The organism is Umezawaea sp. Da 62-37 (genome assembly GCF_032460545.1).
In the GTDB taxonomy this organism is placed as follows: Bacteria; Actinomycetota; Actinomycetes; order Mycobacteriales; family Pseudonocardiaceae; genus Umezawaea.
In genome coordinates this window covers 10340225-10353012 of sequence record NZ_CP135965.1, presented here as the reverse complement: position 1 = coordinate 10353012, position 12788 = coordinate 10340225, and the positions used below count along the sequence as shown (strand labels likewise).

Below are 12788 nucleotides of genomic sequence, written 5' to 3'. Positions count from 1 at the left end.
TCGACGGTTCCACAATTCGCCCTCGAACAACCGGACCCGTCACCATCAGGTCCATTGTGGATCGGCGAATGACGAGCACGAATGCGTGATCAATTCCGATTCACCGCCGCCGCCGACAGCTTCGGGCGCAGCCGACGCGCCGGTCGCGCCCGATCGGACGCGACCGGCGGTTCGGCTCAGACCTGGTAGGAGCGGGCCGCGAAGGTGAGGCCGGAGGCGTAGCCGCCCCACCGGATCGTGTCGGGCCGCGGGCCGTTCAACGCGGACAGCGGGAAGTCGGAGCCCTGGGCGATCAGGAGCAGCCGCGCAGGAGCGGACCCGCGCACGGTGAGGGTCAGGTCGAAGCCCTCGGGCGGCGGCGCGGAGAACACCACGCCCCAATGCCAGGGGGTGTCCGTGGACGGCCGGTTCTCCCCACCGGGGAACGTGGTCCCGCCCAGGTCCACCCGTTCCACCCGCGCGCCGCCCACGTCGGCGTAGAGCGCCAGTTGGTCGGGACGCGCGGTGGCCGAGATCCGCAGCCGCACGTGCCTCAGGTCGCCCTCGGTCGTCTCCCCAGCCACCGTCATCGTGGCCTCGGGCACCGGAACCACCGGCGCCGGGCCGCTGCGCGTTCCCTCGGACGTGGACAGCAGCGCCGGGAACCGCTCCTCCAGGCCGGGGTCGTCGGTCGGGGCGTAGCCGCGCACCCAGTCGCCGGACCCGTCGCCCTCGCTGGCCCAGACCGCCTCGCGCCGGTCGGCGTCGAGCGCGTACACCAGGCTCACCTGAGCCGGATCCCGCGCGCCGGGCACGTTGGTCACGGTGTCGACGACGACCAGGCCGACGGCGACCACCGCCACGACCGCCACCGCGGCGAGCACCGCCCCGGTGCGGCGCGGTGTCCGCCGCGCGGGGAGCACGGTCACCGCGGCGAGGCCGAGCAGGAGCAGCGGCGCGGAGGCCAACGCGAGACCGACGGTCCCGAACAGCAGCCACACGAGCGGGGCCGTCAACAGCACGGTGGGCACGCCCGCCAGCCACGCCACCGCGGCACTCCACGGTGAGTCCTCGGGCAACCGGGCCACCACGGCCAGTCCGATGGCCCCGGCGAGCGCGGGCCAGGTGAACAGGTAGGCCGCGCCGGGCAGCAGGATCGAGGTCACCACCGCGAGGACGGCCGTGATGAGCACGCCGCCCGCCGCGATCTCGGCGGGACGGCCGCGCCTGCTCACCCACACCAGCCACAGCGCCGCCAAGGCCACCACGAGCAGTGCGAGACCGGTTCTCGCGAACACCACGGCGTAGGGGTCACCGCCGAGGAAGCGCTCGTCGTGGGGGCCCGCGAGGACCATGGCCCGCCAGCCCAGCCAGCCGATCGCCGCGCCGCCGACGGGCACCAGCGGCGCCGTGGCGGCGACGCGCGCCGCGGACCTCAGGCGCAGCCGCCCCCGGCGGCGGGCGAACCACAGCGCGGCCGCGGATCCGAGCAGGGCGAGCGCCCCCAGTGGCAGCACCGCTCCGGCGGAGTAGTCCACCACGAGGCCGAACACGCTGAAGTACACCGATTCGCCCGCGTCGGCCAGTCCCGGCGAGGCGGTCGCCAGCGTCATGGTGGCCCCGAGCACCGCCCGCCCCATGTCCTGGAGGCTCGCGGTGTCCACATGGGACAGGTCGTCCTGCTCGGAGTGGTAGCGGGCGCTGCCGTCGACCATCGCGAAGTTCAGCCCGGTGTACAACGCGTCGCGGAAGACCGTGAAGTCGGTCTCGTTCGGCAGCAGCCGGTACACCTCGCGCGACACCGACGTCACCAGCGGCGAACCGGCCCGCACGGCGGGCATCAGCGCGCTGCTGTGCGCGCCGGTCTCGAACATGATGGTCCGCCCGGTCGTGCCCCTGGTGTCCAGGTTCAGCACCACGTCGCGGGTCGGGTCGCCCGCCAGGCCCGCCGCGACGAACGCCCTGGCGCCCAGCAGCCCGAACTCCTCGCTGTCGGTGAACAGGAAGGTGATCTCGGCGTGCGGCGACGGCATCGAGGTGACCGCCCGCGCGACCTCCAGCAGGGTCGCGACCCCCACCCCGTCGTCGGAGGCGCCGGGACCGGCCTCCACCGAGTCGTAGTGCGCGACCAGCAGCACCCGCCCGGCGTCCGCGGTGCCGGGCAGGGTGGCGTGCACGTTCTGCGCCCAGCCGAACACGTGCGAGGAGTCCGCGCCGGTCACGCCCGCGCTCGACCGCTGCACCTGCGGCCGCAGCCCCAACTCGGTGAGCCTGGCCACCAGCCGGTCGCGGACCTGCTCGTTGGCGGCCGAGCCCGCCGGGTGCGGCCGCTGCGCGATCCGGGTGAGTTCGGCGTACGCCCTGGTCGCGGAGAACTCGGCCGCGGGCGCGTCACCGGGACGCGGCTCGGGCGCGACCGCGGTGTGGAGCACCGAGAGCACCGCGACCAGCAGGACCAGCACGCCCGCGGCCCACGCGGGCCAACCGCGGACCACGGCCGGGCCGCCTGCCTCGTTCCGCGCGCCGGGGTCCTTCACGGTGGCCAAGTGGTGCTCCTGTGTGGATCAGAGGAGGCGGAGGCGTTGGCCTCGGCCGGTTTTCTCCGCCTGGGCGCGGACCGCCGCGAAGAGTGCCACGTCGAGCACCCCCAGGCCGAACGGGTTGACCACGACGTACCCGTCGCGGGGACCCGGCCCCGCGGGGTCGGCCAGCAGTTGGGCGATCGTCGCGGTGACCGAGGGCCCGTCGGTCGCGGTGGGGGCGATGCGGCCCTCGTTGATCAGCCTGCCCAACGGGCGGCGGGGGTTGTCGACGATGAGGTCGAGGTCGTCGATGTAGAGGGACCCGGCGTTGACCAGGACGTCGTCGGTGAGGTCGCCGAGGGAGACGTTGACGAGCAGGGTGCCGGGGCTGATCCAGGACCGGAGGACGTAGCCCTCCGCCGCGGTCGTGAGGAAGTAGACGATGTCCTTGTCCGCCATGACCTCCGGGACGGACGAGCCGATGGTGACCTTCAGCGCCGGGTGGCGGGAGGCCAGCGACGCAGCCAGGGCTTCCGCCGTCGCGGCCCGGTTGTCGAAGAGAGCGATCTCCCGGACGGTGTCCGTGCGGGAGAGCAGCAGGGCCAGGTGGAGGCGGGCCTGGGTGCCGCAGCCGACGACGGCGACGCGCTCGGCCGTTCCGCGCCCCGCCGCCTCGACGGACAGGGTGCTGACGGCCGCGGTGCGCACGGCGCTGAGGACGCCGACCTCCATGACCGCGGTGACCCTGGCGGTCTCGCGGTCGAAGCACAGGCCGAGGCCGCCCGCGCGCTCCATGCCCAGTTCGGGATTGGTGACGCTGGCGTTGATGATCTTCATGCCGTAGTCCCGGTCCTCCACCGCGCCGGGCATGCCGATGGAGCGGGTGTAGGCGCCCTTCCCGTTGTCCCACGACAGGTACGCCTCGCCGGGCAGGCTCGTGCGCCCCGCGCCGTGGGCGAGCAGCGCGCCGCGGACGATGTCGACCGGGTCGCAGTCCTCCAGGCACTCGACGACCTCGTCGCGGCGGAGGAAGAGCAGGGACTCGGGCTCGGGTTCGGCGAGCGCGCCCGTCAGCCAGGAACTCATGACCTCATCACCGTTTCTCCCGTGGTTCGCGCCGGTTCCGGCTCGAGGGCGCTCAGACCGTAGGTGCGTTCGACCCAGTCCGAGTCGTAGATCGTGGGCAGGTAGCGGTCGCCGAAGTCCGGCGAGATCGCCACTACCGTGCTGCCGGGCGGTATGCGGTCGGCGTACATCCGGATGGCCCGGATCACCGTGCCGGTCGAGCCGCCGACGAGCAGGCCGATGCGGCGCGACGACTCGCGGCACTCGCGGATCGTGTCGATCTCGCGGACCAGCACCAGGTCGTCGGGCGCGGTGGGGTCGCAGATCTCGGGGCGCCTGCTGGTGCCGAGGCCGGGGATGTGCCGGGGGCCGGGGGCCCGGCCGAACGTGACCGACCCGACCGAGTCGACGGCGATGATGCGGGTGGCGGGCGAGGACTCGCGGAAGGCCGCCGCGCAGCCCATCATCGTGCCCGCGGTGCCGACGCCGACGAACAGGTGGTCCACGTGCGGCACGGCGGACAGGATCGAGCGGGCGGTCAGCCTCGCGTGCACGTCGGGGTTCGCCGGGTTGGCGTACTGGTTCACCCACACCAGTTCCGGGTCCTCGCCCAGCAGCCGCTGGATGAGCCGGATCCGGGTGGCCAGGAAACCGCCGTTCTCGTCGCGGTCGCGCACGGTCAGCACCTCCGCGCCCATGGCCCGCATGTAGTCGACGGACTGCGGGTTGCTCACCGGGTCGACCACGCAGGTGAACCGGTAGCCGCGCTGGGCGCACACCAGGCTCAGCGCCACGCCGAGGCTGCCCGACGACGACTCGACGACCCGCCCGCCCGGCCGCAGCCTGCCGTCGCGCTCGACGGAGTCCACCAGTGCCAGCGCGGTCTTGAACTTGATGGACCCGGCCGGGTTGAGCCCTTCCACCTTGAGGATGACGCGGCTGTCGAGCAGCACTCCCGGCACTTCGAGGAACACGTCGTCGAAGACGAGTTCGCCCGCGTCGCGGTAGATGCGACTCATGCTCAGCCGATCCGCAGCGCGGGGGCGCCGGGACGCAGCGGACCGGCGGCGGGGTGGTCGAGGCCGTCGGCCAGCACGGTGAGGTAGTCGGCGGCCAGGTCCTCGACCCGCGCACGGGAGAAGTCGCGGCAGCGGTAGGTCAGGTGCAGCGCCGCGTGCTCGTCGTCGTGGCCCAGCCGGACGGTGAGCGCGCGTTCGGCGTAGGGCCAGTGCGGCGCCAGTGGTTCCAGGCCGAGACCGATGCCGGGGGCGTCGGTGGCCGTTTCGCGGTCGACACCGAACTCCAGCCGGTCGAACAGCTCCACGACGTGCTCGGGCAGCTTCGGGACGACCAGGGCGCGGGGCACGTCGGCGTGGTCGAGGTCTTCGGCGAAGCGGTCCCGCGCGGTGGCCACCACGGTCTCGAAGGACGGGTCGCCCGCCAGGTCGATCCGGCTGACCACGGGTTGGGAGAAGTCCGCGACGAGGTCCTCCAGTTCCGCCCGGTCGCGGAAGGCGACCCGGACGGAGACGGCGACGTCGCGGGTGCCGCCGAGCCGGGCGAGCAGCAGCTGGAACGCGGCGAGGGCGACGACGAACACCGTGGTGCCGCGGGCCGTGGCGAACTCGCGCAGCCGGGCGAACAGGTCGTCGGGCACCGGCACGGCGAGCAGCTCGCCACGATCGGCGGGCCCGTCGGACGGCGGGGTGTCCGCCGGGATCGGGACGGCGTGCGCGCCCGCGAGCCGGGTGACCCAGTACTCGGCCTTCGCCTCGGCGGCGGGCAGGGCGAGCTGTTCCCGCTGCCACACCGCGAAATCGGCGTACTGGACGGGTAGCGGCGCCAGCTCCGCGCCGAGGTAGGCCTCGACGAGGTCGGCGAGGAGCACCTCGGTGGCCCGCGCGTCGGCGATGGCGTGGTGCAGCACGACGATGGCGATGTGGTCGTCGGCGGCCAGCCGCAGCAGCCGGAATCGGAGCAGTGGGCCGGTGCCCAGGTCCAGCCCCGGTTCCAGGGCGGCCAGGGTCTGCGCGGCGAAGTCCTCCTCGGTCGCCTCGACGACCGTCAGCGGGACGTCCGCGGTCGGGTGGACGACCTGGACCAGCCCGTCGTCGGTCGGTTCGAACGCGGTGCGCAGGGTCTCGTGGCGCCCGACCACCGCGGCGAGGGCGCGGTCGAGCGCGGGCACGTCGAGCGGACCGCGCAGCCGCAGTCCACTGAGGACGACCCGGTCGGGCGCGGTCGCGGCGTGGGCCCGGTTCCAGGCCTCGACCTGCGCCGGGGACGCCGGGAACCGGGCGGTGCCCGCGGGTCTCGGCAGGCGGGGGATGCCCTGGCGGCCGCCGCGCAGCCTGCGCAGCAGCGCGGCTTCCAGCTCGGCCCGCCGGGCCGTGTCAGCGGATCCCACGGCTCACCCGGCCTGCGGCTGGTGCACGCGGCCGAGATCCGTCGCGAACGCCCGCATCAGCGAGTCGGGGCCGCCCATGAAGCCGTAGTGCGGGCCCTCCAACAACCGGAACGTGGTCTCCCCAAGGTCGGACCAGTCGTGCAGGAGCTCGTGGGGAACCTCCACGTCCGCGTCCCAGCCGAGCACGGAAGCCGGGCAGGGCAGCGGTTCCGGCGGGCTGACCCCGTACGCCTTGTGGGCCTCCACATCGGACACGAGCACTTCCAGGCTCAGGTCCACCATGTCCGGGCGCGGGGTGCCGCCGAGCGCGGTGATCAGGTTCGCGACCTCCACCCGCAGCTCGTCCTCGGACATCTCCAGGAACCGCCCGTGCGGGCCCTTGTGCGGAGCGACCTGGGAGGACACGAAGATGCGGGTGGGCACCGGCAGACCGCGCCGCCGCAGCCGCAGGGCGGTCTCGTAGGCGACCAGCGCGGAGCTGCAGTGGCCGAAGAACGCGAACGGGCGGTCGAGGTACGGCGCCAGCGCGTCGCAGAGCATCTCGGCCAGGGAACCGAAGGAGGAGAACGGTTCCTCCCGCATCCGGTTCTCCCGGCCGGGCAGCTGCACCGGGCAGATCTCGATGTCGGCGACGGTCGCGGGCCACTGCCGGTACATGCTGGCGCCGCACCCCGAGTAGGGCAGGCAGAACAGGCGGACCCCGGCGTCCGGCGAGGGCTCGCGCAGGAACCATCGGGGGCGGCGGGGCGCACGGGCGGTGGTCACGGGTTCTCCTTCACCGGGGCGGCCGCGTCGGGAGCGCCGGGGTCCTGGTCGAGCATCCGGCGCAGGACCTCGGGGGCGAGCGAGCCGATGTCGACGCGGGTGGACAGGTCGCGGACCCGGAACTCGACGCCGAACCGCTGGCGGATCCGGTTGCGCAGCTGGATCAGCGACAGCGAGTCGCCGCCCAGGACGAAGAAGTCGTCGTCCAGCCCCGCGTTCCCGACGCCCAGCAGCTCGTGGAAGACCTCCTGCAGTTCGATCTCGATCGGGGTCTCCGGCGCGCGGTGCGCGACCTCGGCCTGCCGCTCGGGCTCGGGTTCGACCGGCAGGGGCTCGGGGTGCTCGCGCAGCACGGCCAGGTCCACCGGGGCGGCGGGGTCGGCGGCCATGTCCGCGAGGACGTCGACGAACACCTCCGCCATCTCCGCCGCGGTGGTGTCGTCGAACAGGTCGCGGGCGTACTCCAGGAACGCCCGGTACGCGCCGGTGCCGTCCGGTTCGAGGTCGAGGGCCAGCTCGTAGCCCGCGGTGCGGGTGTCCGCCCGCATCTGCTCGAAGGCCAGGCCCGCGGCGCGCAGGTCGACCGGGGGTTGGTTCTGCAGCACCAGCATCGCCTGCGCCTGCGGGGTTCCGGGAGCGGCGCCGCGCTCGGCGCGCAGGATCTCCAGCGCCAGCTCGAACGGGTACTCCTGGTGCTCGTAGGCCCCGGCGCAGGTGGCGCGGGCACGGGCGATCAGGTCGCGGGCCGAGGGCGTGCCGCCGAGGTCCACGCGCAGCAGCAGCGGGTTGACGAAGAACCCGATGAGGTTCTCGACCTCCGGCCGGGTCCTCCCCGCCATCGGGGAGACCACGGTGATGTCGCGCAGGCCGCTGTAGCGGGCCAGCAGGACGTCGAAGGCGGCGAGGAAGACCATGAACGCGGTGACCCGCTCGGCCCTGGCCAGCGCCTCGACCTCGCGGACGAGCGCGGCCGGGACCTCGAACACGTGCGTGGCGCCGTCGGCCGAGGGGACGGCCGGGTGCGGGCGGTCGGAGGCCAGCGCGAGGGCGGGCGCCCCCTCCAGCGTCCCGGCCCAGTACTCCGCCAGGGCGTCCAGCCTGACGCCGGTCAGGTTCTCCCGCTGCCACACCGCGAAGTCGGCGTACTGGATGGCCAGCGGCGGCAGCTCCGGCTCGCGGCCCTCCCGGTAGGCCACGTAGCAGGCGGCCAGCTCGGCGACGAAGATCGCCGAGGAGAGCCCGTCGGTGACGATGTGGTGCATGGTGAGCACGGCGATGTGCCGGTCGGGTTCGGTGCGCAGCAGCCGGAGCCGGACCAGCGGGCCGCGTTCGAGGTCGAACGGCACGCGGACCTCGGCGGCGACCGCGGCCTCGGCGTCGGCGGGGTCCACGTCGGTCACGCCGACGACCAGCCGCGGCGGCGCGCCGATGACCTGGACCGGGCCCTCGTCCTCGAGTTCGAACACGGTGTGCAGCGCCTCGTGCCGGGCCACCACGGTGTTGAGGCCGCGTTCGAGCGCGGCCCGGTCGAGGTCGCCGACCAGCCGGACGGCGGCCACGACGTGGTAGGTGGCCTGGCCGGGGTCGAGTTCGTTCTCCAGCCACATGCTCTGCTGCGCGAACGAGGTGGGGACGACGAACACGTCCTCCTCGTCGTCGAGCTGCGGCCCGTTCTCCTGGAGGTCGGTCATCGGCTCTCCTCCTGCGTCCCGGCCGGGGCGGACGCGCTTCGCTTGCGGCGGAACGACGAGCGGTCGAGCGCGCGGATGGGCGCGGCGGGTTCCGGGCGCGCGGGGACGTCCTCGGTCGGTGGCGCGGCGGGCTCGGCGGCGCTGCGGCCGTCGATGTACTCGGCGACCTCGGCGACGGTCGGGGTCTGGAACAGCTGCCCCAGCGGCAGGTCGAGCGCGAACTCCTCGCGCAGGCGGTCGACGACCAGCGCGCCCATCAGCGAGTGGCCGCCGAGCGCGAAGAAGTCGTCGTCCACGCCCATGTGGTCCACGCCGAGGATGTCCGACCAGATGGTCAGGACGGTCTTCTGCGTCGGGGTCCTCGGCTGGTCGGACTCCTCGTCGACCTCGGGTTCCGCGCTGGCCGACACGGTGAAGGCGGCGGTGTCCACCGCCCCGTCCGGGCGGTGCGGCCAGGCGGTGACCGGTTCCACCGACGCGGGGACGGCGTTGAGCGGCAGCCGGTCGCGCAGCCACCCGCGCAGCACGGCGGGCATGCTCCTCGCCCACTCGGCGAACGCGGTGTCGCCCGCCAGCGGTCCGGGGGACGGCTGGGCGACGACGGTCGCGGCGAGGACGCGCGAGAGCGGCACGGCGGCCGTCCCCTGCCTGCGCAGGGCCATCGTCAACCCGGCGAACCCGGATCCGGACGGCCCGGCGACGGCGTCGAAGCCCATCGCGGCGGCCGTGGCCACCACGTCGGCGGGGTCCACCCCGGCGGCCGGGGCGTCGAGGATCCGGCGCACCTCGCCCGCGGTGTCCGCGGTGGCGAGGCGGTCGAGCGCCGCGGCGACGCCGACCAGACCGGACACCGGGATGTCGTGCAGCACGACGAGATCGGGGGCGGAGGCGAGGTGGTCGGTGAGACCCGCGGCGGCGACGTCCACCCAGTCCAGCTCCTGGACCGGCGGCAGCGCGTCGTCGCCGTCGGGCCGGGCCACGTGCAGCACGACGTCGAACCGGAAGCGGGTCAGCTCGCTGGAGTGCGTGCCCACCCGGCGCAGGACGGCCGCGTCCCGCACCCCCGGCAGCCGGGCGGCGACCTCGCGGAACCAGTCCGGGTGCAGGGCCAGCCCGTCGGTGGCGGCGGCCTGGCGGGCGACGGCCTCGCGCAGCCGGGAGGCGGGCGCGTCGGCCGGGGTGCGCGCGGCGACACCCGGCAGGTGCAGCGCCTGCCTGGCGGTCAGGTCCACCACGTCGGAGACGAACACCGCGCCGCCGGGTCGGGTCGCCGCGACCGCCGCGGCGAGGACGCGTTCGAGGTAGCCGGGGTCGGGGCAGTACCCGGCGAGGCCGTTGACCACGACGGTGTCGAAGTCCCCGCCCAGGCCGGTGAGGTCGTCGGGCGGCAGGTCCGCGAGTTCGACCACGTCGGCCTTGGCGGCGAGCCGGTCGCGCTGCCGCTCGATCGAGCGGCGCGCCCGGCCGGAGAGCTCGGTGGCCCGGTAGGCGTCGCAGCGGGGGGCGAGGCGGAACAGCAGCTGCCCGTTGCGGCAGCCGATCTCCAGCACCCGCCGGGGCTCGGTGTCCAGGATGTGCCGCACGCCGCCGTCGAGCCACTCGCGCAGCGCGGCCGCGGGCAGCACCGCGTCGCTGTTCGGGCTCCGCCAGCCGGTGAGGTTGAGCAGCGGGTCGCTCTCCGGGTCGCGCGCCAGGTAACCCTGGACGAACCGCTCGCGCCAGGCGTCCGGACCGGCCGGGGGCGCGGTCCTGGGCACCGCGTGCGCGATCAGCTCGCCCGCCTCGGTGCGGGAGAAGTGCGCGCGGGACACGGCCGGGTGCGCGGTCAGCTCCGCCGCGAGGTCGCCGAGTTCGACCGGCCTGCCGTGCACGACGGTGCGCCCGTCGGGCTTGCCGAGGATCTCCAGGTCTCCCGCGGTGTTCCAGCGGGCCCGGTCGCCGGTGGCCACCGGTGCGCCGTCGACGAGCACGCGCAGGTCGCCCGCCACCCCGTCCGGCACGGGTTCGCCGCGCTCGTCGCACACCCGCGGCCGGGCGCCCAGCGGCGAGCCGACCGGGATCCGGCCGGACGGCGCCGGGGCGTCCGGGTCGACCACGTGCGCGGCCACCGGGCCCGCCTCGGCGAGGGCGTAGAGGGTGACCAGCTCGGCGTCGGGGAACGCGCGGGCGAACGCCGTGGCGGCGTCGGGCCACAGCTGCTCCCCCGTGGTGATCACGCGGGCCGCCGCGGCGGTGAGGGTGGGGAGGTGCGCGGGCGTGGTCAGCAGCAGGTCCGGGGTCCGGTCGGAGGCGCCGAGCACGACGGCTCCGCCCGCGACCGCGGGCCACAACAGGGCGGTGACCAGCACGTCGGGGCTGACCGACGGGGACACCGCGACCGCGTCCGCGGGGAACCGGGTGGCCAGCGCGCGGACGCGGGCGGCCAGGTCGGCGTACGAGTGGGTGCTCAGCGTGCCGCCGCGCGAGCGCAGGCACACCGCGGGCGCGTCCGGCGAACGTGGCGGCAGCGGGTCCGCGGCGGACGGGTCGAGGGCGGACACGGCGACCGCGCCGTCCCCCAGCACCTCCGCCAGCGCCTCGGTGGTGAGCACGCGCGTCGGGGAGGTCCGGTCGATCGCCGCGGTGATCTCGGCGCGGGTGAGCGCCGGGTCCAGCGGCAGCGCCACCGCTCCGGCGGCGAGGACGGCGTGCAGCGCGACGGCCAGGTCGGCGGTGTGCGGGAGGACGAGCGCGACCACGCTGCCCTCGACCACGCCGTGGTGGGAGCGCAGCTCGTTGGCCAGCCCGGTGACGCGCTCGGCGAACTCCGCGCCGGTCAGCTCCCGGTCCCCCAGCACGACGATCGCCGCGGGATCCGCCGCGGCCGCGTCCACCCGGACCGGGGACTCGGCGGGCGCCTGCGCGGCGGGCATGAGCGGCAGCCGCCACACCGGCGTCTCCGGGTCGGCCACCGCGGCGGCGAGCACCGAGTACACCGACTCCAGCAGCCGCCGCGCGAACACCTCGTCCATGATGTCGGCCGCGAACCACAGCTGCCCGGCGATGGCGCCGTCGTCGGTGGGGGTCAGCTCGAACTCGAGGTCGAAGCGGGCCTTGCCGGTGTCCAGCGTGAGGATGTCCACGGTGAGGTCGGGCACGCGCAGCTCGCGCCACGGGGTGTTGTGCAGACCGAGCATGTGCCGGATGAGCGGGGTGTGCGCGCTGGCCTCCCGCTCCGGGTTGATCTCCTCGATGATCTTCTCGAACGGCACGTCCTGGTGGGCGTAGCCGTCCACCGCCTCCTGGCGGACGTGGCGCAGCAGCTCGCGGAAGGTCGGTTCGCCGGTCAGCTCGATCCGCATGGGCAGGGTGTTGACGAAGCTGCCCACCATCGACTCGATCTCGCCCCGGTTGCGGTTCGCGACCGGGACGCCGACCACCAGGTCCTGCTGCCCGGTCCACCGGGAGAGCACGGTGGACACCCCGGCGAGCAGCACCATGAACAGGGTCGCCCGCTCGGACTCGCCCAGCGCCTTGAGCGCGCCGACCAGCCCGGCCGGGATGTGCACCTCGCACATGCCGCCGTCCCAGCTGCGGTCGGCGACGCGCAGCCTGCCGGTGGGCAGGTCGAGGGCGTGCGCTCCGGTGAGCCGCTCGCGCCAGTACTTGAGGTGCTCGTCGAGCGCCCCGGTGGCCTGCCACTCCCGCTGCCACAGGGCGAAGTCGCCGTAGTGCAGGTCCGGCTCGGGCAGGGTGGGCGCCCGGTCGGCGGCGTAGGAGTCGTAGAGCGCGGCCAGCTCCTGGAGCAGGATGCCCAGCGACCAGCCGTCGGTGGCGATGTGGTGCTGGCTGAGCAGCAGCAGGTGCTCGTCGTCGGCGACCCGCAGCAGGGTCGGCCGCAGCAGCACGTCGCGGGTCAGGTCGAACGGGCGGTCGATCTCCTCTTGGTAGCGGGTGCGCACGGCCTCGTCGCGCGCGGCCGGGTCGAGGTCGCGCAGGTCGACGACCGGCATCGGCACCGGGCTGGGAGGGTTGACCCGCTGCACCGAGTTGCCCGCGTCGACCAGGTGGAACGTCGAGCGCAGCACCTCGTGCCTGCGCACCAGCTCGTCCAAGCAGCGCTGGAGCACGGCCGGATCGGTGCGCCCGCGCATGGTCGCCGCGCCGACGATGTTGTACATCGTGGAGGTCGGCTGGAGGCGGTGGAAGAACCACATGCGCTGCTGGGCGAACGACAGCGGCAGCGCCGAGCGGTCTCCCCCGCGCGCGACGACGGGCGACTCGCCGCGGTCGACGCCCTCGTCGTCGAGCATCCGGTCCAGGAGCTTGCGCTGCTCGGGACTGAGCCAGTCGTTCCCCATGGAGTCGAACCACCTTCAT

Annotated in this window: 7 protein-coding genes; all 7 read right to left on the bottom strand. The window is 74.5% G+C overall.

Annotated features, from left to right (window positions below; all coding sequences use genetic code 11):
• Window positions 1-176: 176 nt before the first annotated feature.
• Genes RM788_RS46480 through RM788_RS46450 form a run of 7 tightly spaced genes read right to left on the bottom strand, consistent with a single transcriptional unit; the run spans window position 177 to window position 12769 of the window.
• On the bottom strand, window positions 177-2516 hold the full coding sequence (locus tag RM788_RS46480) for a M20/M25/M40 family metallo-hydrolase (protein WP_315934914.1): 2340 nt from the start codon (window positions 2514-2516) through the stop codon (window positions 177-179).
• 27 nt (window positions 2517-2543) lie between these two features.
• A complete protein-coding gene (locus tag RM788_RS46475; RefSeq protein WP_315927327.1) occupies window positions 2544-3587 on the bottom strand; it encodes an ornithine cyclodeaminase in 1044 nt (347 codons plus the stop codon).
• On the bottom strand, window positions 3584-4585 hold the full coding sequence (sbnA, locus tag RM788_RS46470; protein ID WP_315927325.1) for a 2,3-diaminopropionate biosynthesis protein SbnA: 1002 nt from the start codon (window positions 4583-4585) through the stop codon (window positions 3584-3586). Before sbnA ends, RM788_RS46475 begins: the two co-directional genes overlap by 4 nt.
• Before the next feature lie 2 nt (window positions 4586-4587).
• Complete coding sequence (locus tag RM788_RS46465; RefSeq protein WP_315927324.1) at window positions 4588-5973, bottom strand: condensation domain-containing protein; 1386 nt, start codon at window positions 5971-5973, stop codon at window positions 4588-4590.
• Window positions 5974-5976: 3 nt separating this feature from the next.
• On the bottom strand, window positions 5977-6738 hold the full coding sequence (locus RM788_RS46460; protein ID WP_315927322.1) for a thioesterase II family protein: 762 nt from the start codon (window positions 6736-6738) through the stop codon (window positions 5977-5979).
• On the bottom strand, window positions 6735-8429 hold the full coding sequence (locus tag RM788_RS46455) for a condensation domain-containing protein (protein WP_315927320.1): 1695 nt from the start codon (window positions 8427-8429) through the stop codon (window positions 6735-6737). Before RM788_RS46455 ends, RM788_RS46460 begins: the two co-directional genes overlap by 4 nt.
• Window positions 8426-12769, bottom strand: a complete 4344-nt coding sequence (locus tag RM788_RS46450) for a condensation domain-containing protein (RefSeq protein WP_315927318.1) — start codon at window positions 12767-12769, stop codon at window positions 8426-8428. The genes RM788_RS46455 and RM788_RS46450 overlap by 4 nt, the downstream gene beginning before the upstream one ends.
• Window positions 12770-12788 lie beyond the last annotated feature (19 nt).

What these genes read in the sequence shown, in the direction of transcription:
- RM788_RS46450 (WP_315927318.1), bottom strand. Translation starts at nt 12,769, where the DNA reads ATGGGGAACGACTGGCTCAGTCCCGAGCAGCGCAAGCTCCTGGACCGG.
- RM788_RS46455 (WP_315927320.1), bottom strand. Translation starts at nt 8,429, where the DNA reads ATGACCGACCTCCAGGAGAACGGGCCGCAGCTCGACGACGAGGAGGAC.
- RM788_RS46475 (WP_315927327.1), bottom strand. Translation starts at nt 3,587, where the DNA reads ATGAGTTCCTGGCTGACGGGCGCGCTCGCCGAACCCGAGCCCGAGTCC.
- sbnA (WP_315927325.1), bottom strand. Translation starts at nt 4,585, where the DNA reads ATGAGTCGCATCTACCGCGACGCGGGCGAACTCGTCTTCGACGACGTG.